General features: G+C 65.6%; 16 protein-coding genes. 11 read left to right on the forward strand and 5 right to left on the reverse strand.

The features are described 5' to 3' along the window. Nucleotides 1–197: 197 nt before the first annotated feature. Together QX126_RS23430 and QX126_RS23435 are read left to right on the forward strand one after the other, a co-directional pair. A complete protein-coding gene (locus QX126_RS23430; protein WP_315783937.1) occupies nt 198–2,705 on the forward strand; it encodes a glycogen/starch/alpha-glucan phosphorylase in 2,508 nt (835 codons plus the stop codon). Between the two features lie 106 nt (nt 2,706–2,811). Then, complete coding sequence (locus tag QX126_RS23435) at nt 2,812–3,630, forward strand: thioesterase family protein (RefSeq protein ID WP_315783939.1); 819 nt, start codon at nt 2,812–2,814, stop codon at nt 3,628–3,630. Nucleotides 3,631–3,790: 160 nt separating this feature from the next. Here QX126_RS23435 and QX126_RS23440 read toward each other — a convergent pair whose 3' ends face one another. Continuing rightward, nucleotides 3,791–5,404, reverse strand: coding sequence for a phosphoenolpyruvate carboxykinase (locus QX126_RS23440; protein ID WP_315734988.1), 1,614 nt, complete (start codon nt 5,402–5,404; stop codon nt 3,791–3,793). Nucleotides 5,405–6,012: 608 nt separating this feature from the next. Further along, nucleotides 6,013–6,738, reverse strand: coding sequence for a HugZ family protein (locus QX126_RS23445; protein WP_315735716.1), 726 nt, complete (start codon nt 6,736–6,738; stop codon nt 6,013–6,015). A 214-nt stretch (nt 6,739–6,952) separates the two neighbouring features. Between QX126_RS23445 and QX126_RS23450 the strand changes: the two genes are divergently transcribed. From QX126_RS23450 to QX126_RS33590, 6 genes are all read left to right on the forward strand, one after another. Beyond that, the gene (locus tag QX126_RS23450; RefSeq protein ID WP_006611449.1) at nt 6,953–7,654 is read left to right on the forward strand and encodes a response regulator transcription factor; all 702 of its coding nucleotides are present in this window, start codon (nt 6,953–6,955) and stop codon (nt 7,652–7,654) included. A 228-nt stretch (nt 7,655–7,882) separates the two neighbouring features. Then, entirely contained in the window at nt 7,883–9,688 is a 1,806-nt protein-coding gene (locus QX126_RS23455; protein ID WP_315734990.1) for a sensor histidine kinase, read from the forward strand. Then, complete coding sequence (locus tag QX126_RS23460; RefSeq protein WP_315783941.1) at nt 9,685–10,146, forward strand: HPr kinase/phosphatase C-terminal domain-containing protein; 462 nt, start codon at nt 9,685–9,687, stop codon at nt 10,144–10,146. The genes QX126_RS23455 and QX126_RS23460 overlap by 4 nt, the downstream gene beginning before the upstream one ends. A gap of 195 nt (nt 10,147–10,341) precedes the next feature. Further along, nucleotides 10,342–10,743 carry a PTS sugar transporter subunit IIA gene (locus tag QX126_RS23465; RefSeq protein WP_315734995.1) on the forward strand — a complete coding sequence of 134 codons (402 nt, stop codon included), beginning with the start codon at nt 10,342–10,344 and terminating at the stop codon, nt 10,741–10,743. Then, nucleotides 10,740–11,069: an HPr family phosphocarrier protein gene (locus tag QX126_RS23470; RefSeq protein ID WP_315734997.1), complete on the forward strand. Its 330-nt coding sequence runs from the start codon at nt 10,740–10,742 to the stop codon at nt 11,067–11,069. The genes QX126_RS23465 and QX126_RS23470 overlap by 4 nt, the downstream gene beginning before the upstream one ends. 87 nt (nt 11,070–11,156) lie before the next feature. Further along, nucleotides 11,157–11,690: a putative immunity protein gene (locus QX126_RS33590; protein WP_409997688.1), complete on the forward strand. Its 534-nt coding sequence runs from the start codon at nt 11,157–11,159 to the stop codon at nt 11,688–11,690. A gap of 47 nt (nt 11,691–11,737) precedes the next feature. Here QX126_RS33590 and QX126_RS23475 read toward each other — a convergent pair whose 3' ends face one another. Beyond that, nucleotides 11,738–13,342: a glycosyltransferase family 39 protein gene (locus QX126_RS23475; protein ID WP_315783943.1), complete on the reverse strand. Its 1,605-nt coding sequence runs from the start codon at nt 13,340–13,342 to the stop codon at nt 11,738–11,740. A gap of 116 nt (nt 13,343–13,458) precedes the next feature. Here QX126_RS23475 and lepA point away from each other — a divergent pair, with 116 nt between their 5' ends. Together lepA and QX126_RS23485 are read left to right on the forward strand one after the other, a co-directional pair. Then, nucleotides 13,459–15,270, forward strand: coding sequence for a translation elongation factor 4 (gene lepA / locus QX126_RS23480; protein WP_315775624.1), 1,812 nt, complete (start codon nt 13,459–13,461; stop codon nt 15,268–15,270). 152 nt (nt 15,271–15,422) lie between these two features. Then, entirely contained in the window at nt 15,423–17,390 is a 1,968-nt protein-coding gene (locus tag QX126_RS23485) for a methyl-accepting chemotaxis protein (RefSeq protein WP_315783945.1), read from the forward strand. An 18-nt stretch (nt 17,391–17,408) separates the two neighbouring features. On the opposite strand, the gene QX126_RS23490 is transcribed toward QX126_RS23485, so the two are convergent. Further along, nucleotides 17,409–17,807, reverse strand: a complete 399-nt coding sequence (locus QX126_RS23490) for a rhodanese-like domain-containing protein (RefSeq protein ID WP_315775626.1) — start codon at nt 17,805–17,807, stop codon at nt 17,409–17,411. Nucleotides 17,808–17,904: 97 nt separating this feature from the next. Between QX126_RS23490 and ftrA the strand changes: the two genes are divergently transcribed. After that, the gene (ftrA, locus tag QX126_RS23495) at nt 17,905–18,936 is read left to right on the forward strand and encodes a transcriptional regulator FtrA (protein ID WP_315735007.1); all 1,032 of its coding nucleotides are present in this window, start codon (nt 17,905–17,907) and stop codon (nt 18,934–18,936) included. Here the strand turns inward: ftrA and QX126_RS23500 are convergent. Continuing rightward, nucleotides 18,910–21,117: a putative bifunctional diguanylate cyclase/phosphodiesterase gene (locus QX126_RS23500; protein ID WP_315783947.1), complete on the reverse strand. Its 2,208-nt coding sequence runs from the start codon at nt 21,115–21,117 to the stop codon at nt 18,910–18,912. The two genes, ftrA and QX126_RS23500, sit on opposite strands and share 27 nt — an antisense overlap. Nucleotides 21,118–21,238: the final 121 nt, after the last annotated feature.

The following is a 21,238-nucleotide window of genomic DNA, read 5'->3' on the forward strand; positions in this document are numbered from 1 at the left end:
ATCTAAGACCTATTCACCGCGCGCTTGTTCGCTGCGCACATGCAGCATGTTCGACGCGTTCCGATGCCGGAACTCGGCCTGAACTTTGCATCATTTTCCATCACCTTGCTGTGCGGACCAGCCTTTCCCCGGGTTTCGGACCGCGCGCAACCATCGTATGCTTTTACCGGTTCCTCGTAGCATCACAGGTTTCCAAGGTGACAGATCAGCCGTCCCAGCGCAGCTTCGTAAGCATCGGCCAGCCCGTCGACGAATTGGCGGTCGCGGAGATCAAGAGCGACATCCTGGCCAAGCTTCGCCTCGCCATCGGCAAGGAAGCGAGCCAGGCGACGCAGCAGGACTGGTACCACGCCGCGGCGCTAACCTTGCGCGACCGCATCGTGCATCGCTGGCTGACCGCCGACAAGGAGAGCTACGACGCCGGGCGCAAGCGCGTCTATTATCTCAGCCTCGAATTCCTGATCGGCCGCCTGTTCACCGACGCGCTCAACAACATGGGCCTGATGAAGGTGTTCGAGACCGCGCTCGGCGATCTCGGCGTCGGCCTGACGGACCTGCGCAAATGCGAGCCGGACGCCGCGCTCGGCAATGGCGGCCTCGGCCGCCTCGCGGCCTGCTTCATGGAGAGCATGGCGACCTTGCAGATCCCGGCGATCGGCTACGGTATCCGCTATGATTTCGGCCTGTTCCGCCAGGTGATCGTCGACGGCTGGCAGCACGAATATCCCGACGTCTGGCTGTCGTTCGGCAATCCCTGGGAATTCCAGCGCCCAGAGGTGGTCTATCACGTCCATTTCGGCGGCGGCGTCGAGCATGTCGACGACAAGGGCCGCGACCGCGCGATCTGGCACCCCGGCGAGACCGTGCAGGCGGTCGCCTATGACACCCCGATCGTCGGCTGGCGCGGCCAGCATGTGAATGCGCTCAGGCTGTGGTCGGCCCGCTCGCCCGACCCGCTGAAGCTCGACGTCTTCAACTCCGGCGACTATCTCGGCGCCTCGGCAGAAGAAGCGCGCGCCGAGGCGATCTGCAAGTTCCTCTATCCGAACGACGAGAGCCCGGCAGGACGCGAGCTGCGGCTGCGCCAGGAATATTTCTTCGTCTCGGCCTCGCTGCAGGATCTCGTCAAGCGCCATCTCGGCTCCGACGGCCAGCTGCGCAGCCTGGCGCAGAAGGCCGCGGTGCAGCTCAACGACACGCATCCTTCGCTCGCCGTGGCCGAGCTGATGCGGATCCTGGTCGACCTGCACAATTTCCGCTGGGACGAGGCCTGGAAGATCACCATCGCGACCTTGTCCTACACCAACCACACGCTGCTGCCGGAGGCGCTAGAGACCTGGCCGGTCGAGCTGTTCGAGCGGCTGCTGCCGCGGCATCTCGAGATCATCTACCACATCAATGCGCAGCATCTCGCGCTCGCCGAGCAGCGCGCACCGGGTGACATCGACTACCGCGCCTCGGTGTCCCTGATCGACGAGAAGAGCGGCCGTCGCGTGCGCATGGGCCAGCTCGCCTTCGTCGGCTCGCACCGCATCAACGGCGTCTCGGCGATGCATTCCGACCTGATGAAGGAGACCGTGTTCCATGATCTCAACCATCTCTATCCCGGCCGCATCACCAACAAGACCAACGGCATCACCTTCCGCCGCTGGCTGACCCTGGCCAATCCCAAGCTGACGAACCTCTTGCGCGAGGCCTGCGGCGACGCCGTCGTCGACGATCCGACGCTGCTGTCGAGCCTCGAGAGCTACGTTGCCGACGCCAGCTTCCACCAGAAGTTCCGCGCGGTGAAGCATCACAACAAGGTGCTGCTGACGCGTCTGATCGTCGAGCGCATGAACGTGCGTCTCGATCCGGGCGCGCTGTTCGACGTGCAGATCAAGCGCATTCACGAATACAAGCGCCAGCTCTTGAACATCCTCGAAGCCGTCGCGCTATATCAGGACATGAAGGACGACCCGCAACGCGACTGGGTGCCGCGGGTGAAAATCTTTGCCGGCAAGGCGGCGGCGAGCTACCGCTACGCCAAGCTGATCATCAAGCTGATCAACGACGTCGCCGACACCGTCAACAACGATCCCGCGATCGGCGGCAAGCTGAAGGTCGTGTTCATGGCCGACTACAATGTCAGCCTGGCGGAAACGATCATTCCCGCGGCCGACCTGTCTGAGCAGATCTCGACCGCCGGCATGGAGGCTTCCGGCACCGGCAACATGAAGCTGGCGCTGAACGGCGCCCTTACCATCGGCACGCTGGACGGCGCCAATATCGAGATCCGCGACAATGTCGGCGCCGACAACATCGCGATCTTCGGCATGGAGGCCGACGAGGTCATGCTCCGCCGCAAGCAGGGGCTGGACGCGTCCGACGTGATCCACCGGTCACCGCGGCTGGCGCGCGCGATCGATGCGATCGCGACCGGCGCGTTCTCGCCGGACGAGCCCGGCCGGTTCGAGCCGATCGCGCATGCGCTGCGCCATCTCGACCACTATATGGTCTCGGCCGATTTCGATTCCTACTACGAGGCCCAGCGCGGCATCGATGCACGCTGGCAGACCGTGCCGGCCTGGACCCGCGCCTCGATCCTGAACGTCGCGCGCATGGCGTGGTTCTCCTCCGACCGCACCATCCGCGAATATGCCGACGACATCTGGAACGTGCCGGTCGGCCCGGTGATGGCGCCGGTGCAAGTGCAGCGGGCGTGAAGGGCCCTTCCCTCCCGCCTTCATCAATGACCCATGACGTCATTGCAAAGGCCTTCGATTGCTTTTCACCTGACGGCCATCATACGATGACCGTCGGGAGGAATGCATGACCGAAGCGCCAGTTCACTTGTTCGACGAGGCGACCCGGGTCACTGCCGGCGACAGCCGCTGGCAGGGGCGGACCAGCCCGGATTACTGGGCTTTCGTCGGCCCGTTTGGCGGCGTCACGGCGGCGACCGTACTGCGCGCGTTGATCCAGCACCCGCAAATCCAGGGCGATCCGCTGGCGGTGACGGTGAACTATTGCGCGCCGATCGCGGAAGGGCCGTTCGATCTCGACGTGCGGCTGGTGAAGGCCAACCGCTCCTCGCAACATTGGTGCGTCGAGCTGAGCCAGGGTGATGCAGACGCGGCGACGCTCGCCACCGTCGTGTTCGCCGAGCGCCGGCCGTCCTGGTCGCATCAGCCGGCCACAAAGCCCGAGGCGCCGCCGTTCGACCAGGTCAAGCGTCATCCCGACACGAACATGTCCTGGACCAAGCAGTACGATTTCCGCTTCATCGAGGGGCGCCCCGCGTTCGGCGCGTCAGCGACGGGTGAGCCGCACAGCAGCTATTCCCGGCTCTGGATCTCCGACCGCAAGCCGCGCAAGCTCGACTGCCTCTCGCTGCTGTCGATGTCGGACGCTTTCTTCGGCCGCGTCTTCCACGCCCGCGGCGAGCTGGTGCCGTTCGGCACGGTGTCGCTGACGACCTATTTCCACGTCAGCCGGGACGAGCTCGCGGCCGAGGACATCACGCACGTGCTCGCAACGGCCGATGCCAAGATCTTCAACCGCAGCTACCAGGACCAGCATGGCGAGCTATGGTCACCCTCCGGCCGCCTGCTCGCGACGACAACGCAGATCGCGTATTTCAAGGCGTGAAAGCCGGGACGCAAGCCAAGAAAACGGCGTCGTCCCGGCCTTGAGCCGGGACGACAGCTGTGGGTATGGCTTGAGCTCGCGCCTCTCGTGCATTGAACGGGGCGGAGCGGGAAAATGTGGGGTCAGCCGCAACGCGACCGCCCCCTTGTCGTTTGCAGCCCTACTCCGCCGCCAGCTTCAGATCCGGCGCGGCGTTACGGACCTCGGCATCGACCTGGGCTTCGAACTTGGCAAAATTCTTCTGGAACATGCCGACCAGCGCGCGCGCAGTCTTGTCGAACTCGGCCTTGTCCTTCCAGGTATTGACCGGGTCGAGGATCTCGGTCGGCACGCCCGGTAGCGCGGTCGGCACCGCGAAGCCGAAATATTTGTCGGTGCGGAACTCGACGTTGCGCAAGCTGCCGTCGAGCGCCGCCGTCAGCAGCGCACGCGTCACCTTGATCGGCATGCGCGAGCCCGTGCCGTACTTGCCGCCGGTCCAGCCGGTGTTGACCAGCCAGCAGTCGACATTGTGGTCGGCGATCAGCTGCCGCAGCATGTTGCCGTAGACGGACGGATCGAGCGGCAGGAACGGCGAGCCGAAGCAGGTCGAGAATTCCGGCTGCGGCTCGGAGCCCAAGCCGCGCTCGGTGCCCGCGACCTTGGCGGTATAGCCGGACAGGAAGTGGTACATCGCCTGCGCCGGCGAGAGCTTTGCGATCGGCGGCAGCACGCCGAAGGCGTCGGCGGCGAGCATCACGACGTTCTTCGGATGCGGCGCGCGGCCGGTGCGCGAGGCGTTCGGGATGTAGTCGAGCGGATAGGCCGAGCGGGTGTTCTCGGTCTTGGAGCCGTCGTCGAAATCGGGAACGCGCGTATCCTCATCGAGCACGACGTTCTCGAGCACGGCGCCGAAGCGGGTCGACGCCGCGAAGATCTGCGGCTCGGCTTCCTTCGACAGCTTGATGCACTTGGCGTAGCAGCCACCCTCGAAATTGAACACGCCGGACGGACCCCAGCCATGCTCGTCGTCGCCGATCAGGGTGCGGTTCGGATCGGCCGACAGCGTGGTCTTGCCGGTGCCGGACAGGCCGAAGAAGACCGCGGTGTCGCCCTTCGGCCCGACATTGGCCGAGCAGTGCATCGGCATCACGCCGCGCTCGGGCAGATAGTAGTTGAGCGTCGTGAACACGCTCTTCTTCATCTCGCCGGCATAATAAGACCCGCCGATCAGGACGATCTTGCGGGTGAAATCGATCGCGACGACGTTCTGCGAGCGCACGCCATGACGTTTCGGATCGGCACGGAAGCTCGGCATGTCGATGATGGTGAGCTCCGGCACGAAGGTGTCGAGTTCGATGGTCTCGGGGCGGATCAGAAGGGTGCGGATGAACAGCGAGTGCCAGGCGAGCTCGGTGAAGACGCGCGTCTTGATCCGGAACGTGGGATCGGCGCCGCCATAGAGGTCCTGCGCGTACAGGGTCTTGCCTTCGGCGTGCTTGATGAAGTCCTGATGCAGCGCCTCGAACTGCTCGGGCGTGATCGCCTGGTTGCCCGCCCACCACATCTTTTCGGTGGAGGCGTCGCGCACCGTGAACTTGTCCTTCGGGCTGCGACCGGTGAACTCGCCAGTATCCGCGCACAGCGCTCCGTCGGCCGACAGCACAGCCTCGCCCGCCGCCAGCGAATACTGATAGAGCTGAGGAGCGCCGAGATTCCAGTGCACCTGCTTGAGGTTCTTTAAGCCGAACTTGTCGGCACCGAAGGCGCCGTTGCGAATACCCGTCTCTTGCACGAAGATCCCTCCTGAGAGCCCGCATCTGTTGCGCGCAGTCGCGCGCGTTGCGCGGTGACCGTTGCCGTTACATCGCCTTATCGAAGCGCGGTCGCCGACCTAATACTGATCAACGCTGGTCTTGCCAAGACGATCCGGCCCAATTGGTTATTGGCAAGCCGTGATGCACGTAGCTCATGTTTTGCCGCGTCATGCACATTCCAGCGGCAGCCGCCTGCGCTCCGCCGAGATGCTGCAACGCAACAGATATATCAGCGCGGTTGGGTTTCACGAGAACGACGAACGACGCTCAAATCGACGAATTCGCGTGGGCAAGCGAAGACCGAGCGACGAAATGCGTCGGTGATTAGCCGTATCGTCGCCCACCCGATCAGCCAGCTTCCATTCACGATTGTCTCGCGCTTGCGGGATCACTTAATCCGATTCTCCCGGCCGCGACGTCAACGAGCTCACTCGCGCCCACGCCATGGGTTTGCGCGGCGCTCACCTTCTGCTGGGCAGGGAGCGTGCACATCGAGCTTCACCACAAACTGCGTTCATGGGTGAACTTCACGGTCTTTCGTCACGAGACGATGAGCACAGCCATCAAAGCCCGCTCGAACTACACCTCACTTCGCGCGTGCCTCGTCAGCAAGCCTCACCAGCATCTTGCGCAATGCCCCGGGCGTGGTCACGCGCTCGGGAAACTCCAGCCGCAGCGTCCTGCCGTCGGCCATCAGATCCAATCCCTCCGGGTCACAGCCGCTACACCGCCACTCCGCGGCTTCGGCGCCGAGCAGCGTCGTCGCGTAGAGGGCGAGCGCCTCGCGATGATCTTCGTTCATGTGATCGACGGCGCCCTGCTCTGCCAGAATCAGTTCGTCAGCATCGGATATATCCGTGAGAAACTGCTCGGGCTTGAGATCGACGATGCGGCCGAATCCGGCGACGAGATGCGTGCCTGACGGGCGAATCACGAAGAACGAGAAGTCGGCGAAATCCGCGTAGTCCGCAGCAGACGGATGCGCATTGAGATACCGACGGCGCAGCATCTCGCGATTGTCGTCGCTGGCCTGCTCGGCTTTTCCCGACAGCATGATGCGCGAACCTTCGAGCGGATCGCCGGGCGCGCGTTCATCGAGCATCAGCGACACGCGCGAATCGGCAAGTACATTCCTGGTGTGCACGGCTAATCGCGAGATCAGGATGATCGGAGCACCATCGGACGCAGTAGCGACATTGACCAGCGAGCAGTAGGGATCGCCCGAGCCAACCATCAAGGTTGCAAGTGCGCCCTGCCGGCTCCGGCGCAGCAGGGAATGCGTCACGCGGTTAGGGTTAAAGCTCGCAGACATCATCTTTCCCTCGTCCAAGCAGTTGCAATGAAGGCCTTTTTTCGGCTAAACGGACCACAAACTTGGGCGGGGCACAAACTTTGCCATGCTATTTGTGGAACTCGGTCACACTTCAGCCCAGCTTGCATTGCTCGTTGACCATGTTCGAAGCCCAGTTATGCGGCCCTTAGCTCGATTCTCGTGTCTCGGCTAACCAGACTCTGAAAGCAGGCTCATGCCCACAATCGCCTTGGTCGATGACGACCGTAACATTCTGACATCCGTCTCGATCGCGCTCGAGGCCGAAGGCTATCGCATCATGACCTATACCGATGGTGCATCGGCGCTCGACGGATTCCGGACCAGCCAACCCGACCTTGCCATCCTCGACATCAAGATGCCGCGCATGGACGGCATGGAGACGTTGCGGCGGCTGCGGCAGAAGTCCGACCTGCCCGTGATCTTCCTCACCTCCAAGGACGAGGAGATCGACGAGCTGTTCGGCCTGAAGATGGGTGCGGATGACTTCATCCGCAAACCGTTCTCGCAGCGCCTGCTGGTCGAGCGCGTCAAGGCCGTGCTCCGTCGCTCGCAGCCGAAGGATCCGACGGCGCTGCCGAAGGAGAACGACGCCAAGGCGCTCGATCGCGGCCTGCTGCGCATGGATCCGGAGCGTCACACCTGCACCTGGAAGAACGAGCCGGTCACGCTGACCGTCACCGAGTTCCTGATCCTGCAGGCGCTGGCGCAGCGTCCGGGCGTGGTCAAGAGCCGCAATGCGCTCATGGACGCGGCCTATGACGACCAGGTCTATGTCGACGACCGCACCATCGACAGCCACATCAAGCGGCTGCGCAAGAAGTTCAAGATGGTCGATGAGGAGTTCGAGATGATCGAGACCCTCTACGGCGTCGGCTATCGCTTCAAGGAAACCTGAAACGATAGCTCTGAAGCAAGGGACCTGAAGCATTGCCTTGCGCGACGTCATGCGAAATTGCGCGCTGACGTCGCGGTCTCGATTGGATAGGCTACGCCTCCTGCGCGTTTGTCCGAGCGCAGATGCCGGAACGGGGCCATTGTTGCGGCGAATTCGGGTGCGGCAAGTCGAGTTCTCACGGGAATTCGCCGCACGACCCCTACGAAATTCGGAATCGGAGCACTCACATTGCTCGATCGCACGCAGCTTGACCCAGCCGTGAATGCCCACGACGCCGCGGCGACGATCGCGTCCGAGGCGGCGGACGAGACCCCGCAGGTCTCCGGCTGGCAGCGTCCGCTGAGCTGGCTGCGCCGCGCCGGACAGTTCCTGTTCGCGCTGTCGTTCTCGAGCCTCACCCGCCGCATCGTCTCGCTGAACATCGCCGGCCTGCTCGCACTGGTTGCAAGCATTCTGTACCTGTCGCAGTTCCGCGCCGGACTGATCGATGCGCGCGCGCAGAGCCTTCTGGTGCAGGCCGAGATCATCGCCGGCGCCATCGCCGCCTCGGCCACCGTGCAGACCAACACCATCACCATCGATCCCGAGCGCCTGCTCGATCTCAAGCCCGGCGAGAGCTACGGCGCGCCGGACGAATATTCGCCGCTCGACTTCCCGATCAATCCGGAACGCGTCGCGCCGGTGCTGCGCACGCTGATCTCGCCGACCAAGACCCGCGCACGCATCTATGACCCGAATGGCGGCCTGTTGCTCGATAGCCGCAATCTCGAGAACGTGCTGCGCTTCGACCTGCCACCGCCGTCGAGCGAGAAGCCCGGCTTCGTCGAGCGCGCGCTGATCTCGGTACGCACCTGGCTCAATCGCGGCGACCTGCCGCTGTACCGCGAATATGGCCCCGAGAACGGCAACGGCTACGAGGAAGTCGCCGACGCGCTGAAGGGCCAGAAGCGCAGCATGGTCCGGGTCAATTCGCGCGGCGAAGTCATCGTCTCGGTCGCGGTGTCGGTGCAGCGCTCGCGCACCATCCACGGCGCCTTGATGCTGTCGACGCAGGGCGACGACATCGATCAGATGGTCACCGCCGAGCGTCTCGCCATTCTGAAGGTCGGCGGTGTTGCCTCCGCGGTCATGATCGTGCTGTCGCTCTTGCTCGCCAGCACCATCGCCGGGCCGGTGCGCCGGCTCGCCGACAGTGCCGAGCGGGTCCGCCGCCGCATCAAGACCCGCGTCGAGATTCCCGATTTCACCCGCCGCCGCGACGAGATCGGCCATCTCTCCGGCGCGCTGCGCGACATGACGGACGCGCTCTACAACCGCATCGAGGCGATCGAGATGTTCGCCGCCGACGTCGCCCACGAGCTCAAGAACCCGCTGACCTCGCTGCGCTCGGCGGTCGAGACCCTGCCGCTGGCGCGCAACGACAACAGCCGCGCCCGCCTGCTCGCCGTGATCGAGCACGACGTGAAGCGGCTCGACCGGCTGATCTCCGACATTTCCGACGCCAGCCGGCTCGATGCCGAGCTGCAGCGCCAGGACATGACCCTGGTCGATCTGCGCCGCCTCCTGAACACGCTGACCTCGGTCGCCAACGAGACCAAGCTCGGCACCGACGTCGCCGTCGAGGTCCGGTTCGAGGGCCGCGGCGCCAACGACACGTTCTCGGTGCCCGGTCATGATTCGCGGCTCGGCCAGGTGATCTCCAACCTGCTGTCGAACGCGCAGTCGTTCTCCGCCGCCGGCGGCAAGGTGCGCATCACCTGCCGGCGCGTGCGCTCGGAGATCGAGATCACGGTCGATGATGACGGTCCAGGCATTCGCGAGGACGCCCTGCAGCGCATCTTCGAGCGGTTCTATACCGACCGGCCGCACCAAGGCTTCGGCCAGAATTCCGGCCTGGGCCTATCGATCTCCAAGCAGATCATCGACGCCCATGGCGGGCGGATCTGGGCCGAGAACCGGCCCGGCCCGGTCGACGCCGACGGACATCCGACCTCAGCCGGGGCCCGCTTCATCGTCCGGCTGCCGGCGTCGTGACGAACGAAGCGGCGAGCATCCATGCGTCTGCCGTCCAGGTGGGGGAACTGGCCGTCCTGATCCGGGGTCCCTCCGGGTCCGGCAAATCCCGTCTCGCCTTCGATCTGATGCTCGCCGGACGCGCGGGACAGCTGCCGCCGACGGTTCTGGTGGGCGATGACCGTGTTCATCTCGCCACACGCGGCGGGGAAATGTGGGTAAGTCCCGCACCCGCTCTGGCCGGACTGATCGAGATCCGCGGCCTTGGAATCCGCGCCTGCGACCATGTGTCGGAGGCGAAACTGGGGCTGGTGGTCGACCTGATGGCCGAGGATGCCGCCCGCCTGCCGAACGCCGAATCGCTTCGCATTCATCTCAACGGTATCAAATTGCCACGCATACCGGTTGGGCCGGGTTTTCCACCCCTCCCGTTGGTTGTAGCGGCGCTTATTACCACTCCGACTTTCATGTTCCGGTAATCTTTCGGCCGATTGTGTGGAGCAAATTGGTAACCATATCAGCCCCACTATCGCGACCGATTAGACCGCCGCCAGCTCCCATTCTGTATGCCAGAATCCGGGAGGCTCGCGAATATGCCCTCTTGCGCGGGGGCTCCGGATGGTCAAAGTGGCGCGTTCGTGCGGTGCACCCAAGGCGCCCGCGAGGAGTATCCGATGATTGGCCTGGTACTGGTGACCCATGGGCGCCTCGCCGACGAGTTCAAGGCGGCGCTGGAACACGTCATGGGCCCTCAAAAACAAATCGAAGCGGTCACGATTGGCGCCGACGATGATTCCGATCTCTGTCGCAGCGACATCATCGAAGCCGTGAACCGCGTCGACACCGGCGACGGTGTCGCCATTCTCACCGACATGTTCGGCGGCACGCCTTCGAACCTCGCCATCTCCTGCATGAGCCGGCCCAAGGTCGAGGTGCTCGCGGGCATCAACCTGCCCATGCTGGTCAAGCTCGCCAAGGTGCGCGAGGAGCGCTCGCTGCCCGACGCCATCGCCATGGCGCAGGAGGCGGGACGCAAATACGTCACCATCGCCAGCCGCGTGCTCGCCGGCAAATGAGCGACGAGGACGCCCCGCAGGACAACGTCGCCGGCCCGGCGGTCCCTGCCGGAGCCCTCTCGCGAGAGCTGCTGATCACCAACAAGCGCGGCCTGCACGCGCGGGCCTCGGCGAAATTCGTGCAGATGGTCGAAAAGTTCCAGGCCGAGGTCTGGGTGACGCGCGGCGGCGAGACCGTCGGCGGCCGCTCGATCATGGGCCTGATGATGCTGGCGGCGGCGCCGGGAACCAAGATCCTGGTGTCCGCCACCGGGCCCGAGGCGGAGGCCGCGCTGCAGGCGATCACCGACCTGGTGAACGACAAGTTCCACGAAGAAGGCGTGTGAGGGACTCCCGAACCTCGCTTTGCCTGCCGCAATGGGCATTCTACCCGATGTGCGCCTATCCTCGCATAGCGACGCGGTAAGGATGGCATGTCCAATAGCGCTATTCGGCTGAGCGAGGCAGACCTGCGAGCCGTGGCTGAATACGCAGCCCTCTCTGCACTTCCGGCGCTGGCGATCTTCGAACGCGACCGACCGGATGATCTTCGCGCACGAGCCGCAATACAGGCCGCCCGAAGCTTTGCGAGCGGTGGGAATCGGAGCAAATCCCTACGGGATAGCGCGTGGGCGGCGCAGCGGGCGGCAATCGAGGCCCGCGATGAGGGGTTGCGCGCGGCCTATGAGGCCGCTCGCGCTGCCCTCGCCGCGGCGGGCGCGGGCTTTCTTCATCCCCTCCCGAACCCTTCCCAGGTCAAGCACATCCTCGGAGCTGCCGGCCACGCGGCGCGAGCTTTCGAAATCTCAGCCGGAGACGTTCCCGCCGTCGGCGCTGACTACCTCGCGCGATCACGGCTTCTCGCTTCTCAAGAGGTCGTGGACGTCCTCAGACGTTATCCTGGTGCACCGCCCGGGGGAGGCCGGGTCGGAGAGCTGATCCGCCAGCTCGATACCCTGCTCCGGTGATCGGGAGGCCTCGCGCGCAGGAGCGCTTGGCCGGTACGGCAGCGGAGCTATCTCTCCGGTCCCTGAATATACACCTTCCAAACGATTGCAGGGCCCGCCTGGCCGTGGAAGAAGCGCTGGGTGGTCATCACCAGCGGCTCGGCCTTCGGCGCCTCCTTGGCCATCCAGGCCTCGCAGGCCGCGATCCGGTTGTCGGTGGTGTCGCAGATGCCGATGAATCCCTCGCGCTTGAGGTCCTCCAGCGTGCTCAGGCCGGAACTCCAGGTCTCCTCCGCCGTGGTGGGCACCGTGAACGGCCGCGGGTGGTCCGGGCTATAGAAGGTCATCGGCGTGTTCATCTCGGAAAAGCCGGCCACGAGGGGCCAGGGCGAGCCGAACCGGGCGTGCCAGGCCTTGGTCAGCTCCCGCGCCAGCTCCGAACGGGCGCCATAGCCGGTGGCGCCGTTCGGATTGGCGGCCATCTCGCGCCGGGCAATCCAGGGCGAGGCGATCAGCGTGAGCAGCGACAGGACGAGCCAGACGGCGGCGAGCCGCGGCACCATGACCCGCCGCAGCCGCAGCGCGGGGATCGCGACCAGCGCCAGCGGCACCAGGAAGAACAGCGAGATGCCCCAATCGGTCTTCATGTAGATCGTGAAAGCGAGCCCGCCGAGCGGCGGCCCGACGGCGACGATCGCCTGCACCAGCCAGACATTGATCGCCTGGCTTACATTCACGCCGGGATTGGGACCGCCGCGCCAGTTGCGGAAGGCGAATCGCGGCGGCCAGGCCATCACCAGCGCCGCCAGCGCCACCGGCAAAGCCAGCAGCGCCAGATTGTGGCCGACATAGCCGAGCACGAGCTCGGCAGCCCGGCCGCGGTCCGACAGCGTATAGACATCCCCGGCATAGGTGATGGCGACGAAATCGACCCGCCACAGCCAGACCAGATGCGGGATCATCGCCACCAGCATGGTGACGATCGCGACCCACGGCGCGGGCGACGCCAGGAAGCGCAACCGTTCCGGGTGCAGCAGCGCCGCAAGGCCGATGGCGCCGATCATGGTCAGCACCCAGTATTTGGTCATCAGCGCCGCCGCGCCGGCGAGGCCGAGCCACAGGCCGGAGGCGGCGCTGCGCTTTTCGAACGCGTTGAGATAGGCCAGCACCAACAGCGGCAGGGTCAGCAGCTGAACCAGGTCGGCGTTGTACTTGAAGCCCTTGAAATTGAAGATCGGGTACAGCGCGACCATCACCACGACGAAGAAGGCGCGGCGGCGGTCGACCACCTTGAGGCTCGCGAGCCAGACGATCACGAGGCCGCTGCCATTCACGGCCATCGCCAGCGCATAGGTCGCCCAGTCCTTGACCGGAAACACTGCGAACCACAGCCCGGCGATCCAGCCCGACAGCGGCGGATGCTTGCCGTAGCCGAGCAGGAAGCGGCTGCCCCAGGCATAGGCCTCGGCGACGTCCATGTGGACGTCCTGCGCTGCCTTCAGATTGGTGAGGATCGCGGTCCATAGCACCGCGTGGACCACCGCGAAGCCGATGACGACCCAGATCGACGTTGCCGGCGCCGTGGCGCGCGCCACCAGCCAGGCGGAGATTCGCCGCGGTCCGAGACGGCCGCGCATGCGCGCCGCGAGAGGCGGGAGAGAGGTACTCGACATCCGCCCTCGGTAGCCTGTTTTCAGCGCCCGGGGAATCAGCTTGCCGTGAAGAAAGGCCCTGGAAATTCAGCAATATGGTTGCTGGTTGGGGGCTCGGGGTGCTATCTGCGCGACCCATGACGACCGTCCCCATTCCCAACATCCGCAACTTCTCCATCGTCGCCCATATCGACCATGGAAAGTCCACGCTCGCCGACCGCCTGATCCAGATGACGGGCGGGCTGTCGGACCGCGAGATGGCGGGCAAGGAGCAGGTGCTCGATTCGATGGACATCGAGCGCGAGCGCGGCATCACCATCAAGGCGCAGACCGTGCGCCTGCGCTACCGCGCCAAGGACGGCAAGGACTACATCTTCAACCTGATGGACACGCCCGGCCACGTCGACTTCGCCTACGAAGTCTCCCGGTCGCTGGCGGCGTGCGAGGGCTCGCTGCTGGTGGTCGACGCCAGCCAGGGCGTCGAGGCGCAGACGCTCGCCAACGTCTACCAGGCGCTCGACAACAACCACGAGATTGTCCCGGTCCTCAACAAGATCGACCTGCCGGCGGCGGAGCCCGAGAAGATCAAGCAGCAGATCGAGGACGTCATCGGCATCGATGCCTCCGATGCCGTGATGATCTCGGCCAAGACCGGCCTCGGCATTCCCGACGTGCTGGAGGCGATCGTCACCCGGCTGCCGCCGCCGAAGGGCGATCGCGACGCCACCCTGAAGGCGCTGCTGGTCGACAGCTGGTACGACGTCTATCTCGGCGTCGTCGTGCTGGTGCGCATCGTCGACGGCGTGATGAAGAAAGGCCAGCGCATCCGCATGATGGGCACGGGTGCGGCCTATGACGTCGAGCGCGTCGGCTTCTTCACGCCGAAGATGACCCAGGTCGACGAACTCGGCCCCGGCGAGGTCGGCTTCATCACCGCCGCGATCAAGGAAGTGGCGGACACCCGCGTCGGCGACACCATCACCGACGACCGCAAGCCGGTGACGGAGATGTTGCCGGGCTTCAAGCCGGCGATCCCTGTGGTGTTCTGCGGCCTGTTCCCGGTCGATGCCGATGATTTCGAGACCCTGCGCGCCGCGATGGGCAAGCTCCGCCTCAACGACGCCAGCTTCTCCTTCGAGATGGAAACGTCGGCCGCGCTCGGCTTCGGCTTCCGCTGCGGCTTCCTCGGCCTGTTGCACCTCGAGATCATCCAGGAGCGCCTCTCCCGCGAGTTCGATCTCAACCTGATCGCGACCGCGCCAAGCGTCATCTACAAGATGAAGCTGACCGACGGCGAGGAGATCGAGATCCACAACCCGGTCGACATGCCCGACGTGGTCAAGATCGCCGAGATCCAGGAGCCGTGGATCGAGGCCACCATCCTGACGCCTGACGAATATCTCGGCAGCGTGCTCAAGCTCTGCCAGGACCGCCGCGGCAATCAGAAGGAGCTCACTTACGTGGGCAGCCGCGCCATGGTCAAATACGACCTGCCGCTCAACGAGGTGGTGTTCGACTTCTACGACCGGCTGAAATCGGTCTCCAAGGGCTACGCCTCGTTCGACTATCACCTGACCGACTACAAGCCGGCCGACCTCGTCAAGATGCAGATCCTCGTCAACAACGAGCCGGTCGATGCGCTGTCGATGCTGGTGCACCGGACCCGCGCCGAAGGCCGGGGACGCGCCATGGTCGAGAAGATGAAGGACCTGATCCCGCCGCACATGTTCCAGATCCCGATCCAGGCGGCGATCGGCGGCAAGGTGATCGCGCGCGAGACCGTGCGCGCGCTGCGCAAGGACGTCACCGCCAAGTGCTACGGCGGCGACATCACGCGCAAAAGAAAACTTCTGGAGAAGCAGAAGGAAGGCAAGAAGAAGATGCGGCAGTTCGGCAAGGTCGACATCCCGCAGGAAGCCTTCATCGCCGCCCTCAAGGTGGATAGCTGAGGCGCGGGTCCGCTCCCTTCTCCTGGTTTCATCAGCACGATAGGCTGAAGAAAATCCGGATTCCAAAGCGGAACCAGCGCTCCCGTGCAACTACGGTATACGTTCCTTAATGGTATTCTGGGACCCTTGCTGCAAAGCAAGGAATGCCCCGAATGTCCCGCCTCCGGTCCATCTCCGCCCGCCTCATCGTCGCGCTCTCGCTCACCGTCGCCATCGCCTGTGCCGTGCTCGGCACCTTCTCCGTCATCCAGCAGCGCGCCCTGACCCGGCTGGCGCTGGAGCAGCAACTCAAGCTGCAGTTCGACAGCGTGTCGGCCGGCATCGACTATGAAGGCCGCGCCGCGCTGGCGGTCAGCTCCACCCTGGCGGCGCTGCCGCCGATCGCCGATGCCTACCTCAAGGGCGACCGCGACGCGCTGGGCGCCCTGCTCGGCGGCGCCATGACATCGCTGAAGGCGCAAGGCATTCCGCTGGTGAACGTATGGGCGCCGCCGGCCACCAATTTCTATCGCGTGCACGAGCCCAAGGTGTTCGGCGACGACACCTCCAAGCGCCGCATCACCGTGGTGCAGGCCAACCAGACCGGCCGCCTGATCGCCGGCGTCGAGCAGAGCCGGCTGTCGCTCGGCATCTTCGGGATGACGCCGATCGTGCGCGACGGCAAGGTGATCGCGACCGTCGACGTCGGCGCCGCCTTCGGCAAGGAATTCGTCGAGCGCGCCAAGCAGCGCTTCGGCATCGATCTCGCGGTCTACTGGATCGACAACGGGCAGCCGAAGCGGCTGTCGTCGACGTTCGGCGACGATGTCGTCGCCACGCCGGACGAGGTGCTCGCGGTGTTCAAGGGCACGTCGCTGCAGCGCGACGCCACCCTGGCCGGCAAGCCCGCCGCGGTCTATGCCGGCCAGATCAGGAACTACGCCGGCGACCCGATCGCCGTGCTCGAGCTGATCAAGGACACCACGGCCTATGAGGCCGCAGCCAGCAGCGCGCAGCAGCAGCTGATCATCGGCACGGTCGTGATCCTGCTGCTCGCCGTCATCGTCGCGCTGTTCGTCGCCCGCGGCATCTCGCGCCCACTGGTCGCGATCACCGCCGTCATGCACCGGCTGTCGAGCGGCGACACCGAGGTCGCGATCCCCGGCGGCCAGCGCAAGGACGAGCTCGGCACGATGGCTCAGGCGATCGACGTGTTCCGCCGCAACATGATCGAGACGGCCAGCCTGCGCGAGGCGCAGGAGGCGACGCAACACCGCGCCGAGCAGGAGAAACAGGCGCTGCAGCGGCAGATGGCCGACCGGTTCGAGGCCGACGTCAAGGGCGTGGTGTCCTCGGTTGCCAAGGCCACGGCGGACATGGAGCGCGTCGTCCACGAGATCACCGTCAGCGTCAACGGCACCTCGCAGCGTGCAGCGGCCGCCGCTGCCGCGTCCGAGGAAGCCTCGAGCGGCGTGTCGACCGTCGCCGCGGCCTCCGAAGAACTCGCCTCCTCGGTGACCGAGATCGGCCGCCAGGTCGCGCATTCCAGCAAGGTCGCCGATGCCGCGGTCGTCAAGGCGCGCCAGACCACCGAGATGGTCGGCAGCCTCGCCGCAGCCGCCGAGAGGATCGGCGACGTGCTGCGCCTGATCGACGCGATCGCGAGCCAGACCAACCTGCTGGCGCTCAACGCGACCATCGAGGCGGCGCGTGCCGGCGAGGCGGGCCGCGGTTTCGCGGTCGTGGCCGCCGAGGTCAAGGAGCTGGCCGGCCAGACCGCCAAGGCGACGGAAGAGATCGCCGGCCAGGTCAGCTCGATCCAGGCCGCGACGTCCGACTGCGTGACCGCCATCGGCGGCATCAGCACAACGATCCAGGAGATCAGCGGCATTGCCGCGACCATCGCCGCCGCCGTCGAGCAGCAAGACTCGGCGACGCGCGAGATCGCGCGCAGCGTCCAGCAGGCGGCGTCCGGCACCAACGAGGTGTCGCAGAACGTCGTCGGCGCCAGTGACGCCGCCGAGCAGTCACGCCAGCTCGCCGACCACGTCATGGTCGCCACGCGCGACCTCGGCAAGCGTGCGAACGACCTGTTCAAGAGCGTCGACACCTTCCTCGCCGGCCTGCGCAAGGCCGCGTAGCTGGCGGGCCGCTTGCGCTCAGCCGCCCGGCGTGAGCGCAAAGCCCTCGTCGAGCCAGCCGGCAATGCCGCCGATCATCATCTTGACCGGCAGCCCGAGCTGCGCGAGGCGGATGGCCGCCCGGTTGGCGCCGTTGCAATGCGGACCGGCGCAGTAGACGACGAAAAGCCCGGTCTTCGGATACTCTGCCATCCGCTCCGCGGTCATGGTCCGGTGCGGAATGTTGATGGCGCCCGCGATGTGGCCCTTCGCGAACGAGGCCGGGCCGCGGACGTCGACCAGGATGAAGTCCGGAGCGGCCGCGCGGAGGCTCTCGTGAACGTCCCAGCAATCGGTCTCGAATCCGAGCATCGCCTCGAAATGCTGGAGCGCCAGCGCTGAGGGAGCGGCGGGTACTTCGGTGACATGCGTGGTCATTGGGTCTCCATGCGGTGATGTAAACAGACCCGAATCTCGCCCGAGATGCCCGGCGCCCCAAGTGACGGATCCGACAAAGTCCGGTAAGTTTCCGCCAATGCCGCCAGCCGCAGCCAGCAGCCATCGTCAGGATCCCGGCCTCGTCGCCGTCATTGCCTATGACGGGCTGTGCACGTTCGAGTTCGGCATCGCGGTCGAAGTGTTCGGACTGCCGCGGCCGGAGTTCGATTTCTCCTGGTATCGGTTCAAGGTGGTCTCGGCCGAGGGACGGCGGTCACGCGCGATCGGCGGCATCGTCGTTGAGGCCGGCGCGCCGCTCGCGCGCCTGAAGGACGCCCGCACGATCATCGTGCCGGGGTGGCGCGATCGCACCGAGCGGCCGCCCGAGCGCCTGCTGCGCGCCATCTCGCAGGCGGCTGCGCGCGGCGCGCGATGCCTGTCGATCTGCTCCGGCGTGTTCGTGCTCGCAGCCGCAGGCCTGCTGGACGGCAAACGCGCCACGACGCATTGGCGGCACATCCCCGACCTGAAGCGGCTCTACCCCCGCATTCAGGTCGAGGAGGACACGCTCTATGTCGACGAGGGCAACGTCATCACCTCGGCCGGCAGCGCGGCGGGCATCGACGCCTGCCTGCATCTGGTCCGGCGTGATTTCGGCAGCAAGGTTGCGAACACCGTTGCGCGGCGGTTGGTGATGCCGCCGCACCGGGACGGCGGGCAGGCGCAGTACGTCGTCGCACCGGTCCAGGCGCGCCCGGGACGGACGATCGGCGAGGTCATGGACTGGGCGCGGGCGCGACTGGCGCAGCCGATTGCGATCAGCGCGATGGCAAAACGCGCCGGGATGAGCGAGCGCACCTTGCTGCGGTCGTTCAAGGACAGCACTGGCGCGAGCCCTGCGGCCTGGCTGCAGCAGGAGCGCATGGCGCGGGCGCGGGAGCTGCTGGAGACTGCGACGCTCTCCCTGGCGGACATCTCGGCGCAGTGCGGCTACCGGTCACTCGAAACGTTTCGCGTCGCTTTCCGTCGCATCGTCGGAACATCGCCCGCGGCGTATCGCCGGCGCTTCGAGGCGCGCCCGACATCAGCCAGCGTCGCTCGCTCAAGCCACCAGCGCGTTGCCAGATGAGGCACCGTCCATGGCATCTCGCTGCGCCTGCAACAGCCGGACGATGTCGACATTGGGCCGGGGCCGGCTGAACAGATAACCCTGCCCTTCATGGCAGCCCTCGGCGCGCAGACAGCGGAGCTCCGCCTCGGTCTCGACGCCCTCGGCCGTGATGATGACGCCGAGCCCCTTGCCGAGGCTGACGATCGAGCGGACGATCGCCTGCGCCTCGCGATTGGCGGCGAGATCGCGGATGAAGGATTGGTCGACCTTGATCTTGTCGAACGGAAAGCTGCGCAGATAGCTCAAGCTGGAATAGCCGGTGCCGAAATCATCCATCGAGATGCGGACGCCGAGCGCGCGTAGCGCATGCAGGGTCGCCAGCACCTGGCCGCTCTTTTCAAGCACCAGGGTCTCGGTGATCTCGAGCTCGAGCCGGCTCGGCGGCAAGCCCGACTGCTTCAGCACGTCCATGACCAGCGACAGCACGTTGCCGACGCGAAACTGCAGCGGCGACATGTTCACGGCGACGCGGACGTCGTCCGGCCATTTTGCAGCGTCGCTGCAGGCCTGGCGCAGCATCGCGCGGCCAAGCGCCGAGATCAGGCCGGTGTCCTCGGCGACCGGGATGAACTCCGACGGCGGGATCATGCCGCGCTCGGGATGCGGCCAGCGCACCAGCGCCTCGAACCCGGTGATGCGTCCGGTCGAGAGGTCGATCAGCGGCTGATAATGCGGCTGCAGCACGTCGCGCTGGATGGCCTCGCGCAGCTCGGATTCGATCTTGCGCCGGCTCTGCGCGCGGGCATCCATGCCGGGTTCGAAATAGCTGAAGGTGCCGCGCGTCTCGTTCTTGGCGCGCGACAGCGCCATGTCGGCGTTCTTGAGCAGCTTCTCGGCATCGTCGCCGTCGTTCGGCGCCATGGCGATGCCGATCGTGGCGCCGATCGTCACCGAGCTGCCGTCGATGAGATAAGGATCGGCGATCGCCTGCAACAGCCGGCGGCAGAGCTGGGCCGCATCCTCCGGCCGTGCCTGCCCGCCTTGCACCACCGCGAACTCGTCGGAGTTGAGACGGGCGACGATGTCCTCCTGGCGCAGGATCGAGCGCAGCCGCTTGCCGACCCCGCGCAGCAGCCGGTCGCCGACGGCGTGGCCCAGCGTGTCGTTGATCGACTTGAAATTGTCGAGGCCGAGCACCAGCACGGCGATTTTCTCGGAGCCGCGCCGCATCTGGGCGAGCTTGTCATCGATCTTCTGGCGCAGCAGGTTGCGGCTCGGCAGGCCGGTCAGTGCATCGTGCTGGGCCAGGAAGGCGAGCCGCGCCTCGGCGCGCTTGCGTTCGGTGATGTCCATAAGCGCCAGCAGCACGGCGGGCTGGCTGTTGTGGACGAGATGGCGTGAATAGATCGCGAGATCGATCAGGGCGCCATCGGCGCGGACATGCTTCCAGGTGCGCGCCGCCTGCTCCTCGCCGGCCCAGGGCGGCTCGCTCTCATAGGCCTGCAGGTTGCGGATGCCGAGCCGCTCGAAGGCGGCGCGGCTATAGCCGTAATGCTGGGCCGCCGCTTCGTTGACGCCGAGCACGCGCCCATCATCCGTCGCGCAGACGATCATCGGCACCGGATTGCCGTCGAACAGCAGGCGGAACGACTCCTCGCGCTGCTTCAATTCGGTGATGTCGACGCGCAGGCCGACGATCCCGCCATCGCCGGTCAGGCGCTCCTCGATCAGGATGGTGCGGCCGTCGGACAATTTCTGCTCGTGGCGGCCGCTCGGCTGGAACAGCCTCTCCAGCCGCTCGGCGATCCATTCCTCCTCGCGCCCGGCGGCTTCCGGATAATCGCCCCGCGCCACGCCGACCCGGATGGTGTCCTGCAGCCGCGCGCCGGCTTCGAACAGGTCCGAGCTGCGGTTGTAGATTTCGGCGTATTTCTTGTTCCAGAGAATGTAGCGGCCGTCGGCGTCGAGGAACACGATACCCTCGGGAAGAATGTCGATCGCTTCGATGAGACGATCATGCGCCTTCTTCGCCTCCGCCATCGCCACTTCGGCGCAATTGCCCGCGATCTCATCGACGGGGCCGAGGTTGCGCAGGTTGTGCCGCCGCAATTTCGGGCTCGGCTTGACCGGGTGAATTGCATCGCGGGCGCTTGGCACGCGATTGCGCTTTTTTGCCGTGGGTGGCCGAACGGGCCGCATTGCGTGCCTCACTCTCCTTCTCGACGAGCAGTTTTCGGCCACGTTTCTGAAAAAATGGTATCTTGATGCGGGGCACGACAGCCACTGGTTACGGGAACAGGCAGACGCACTCGCGTATTTG

The sequence above is a fragment of the Bradyrhizobium sp. SZCCHNPS1003 genome (assembly GCF_032381555.1).
GTDB lineage: Bacteria > Pseudomonadota > Alphaproteobacteria > Rhizobiales > Xanthobacteraceae > Bradyrhizobium.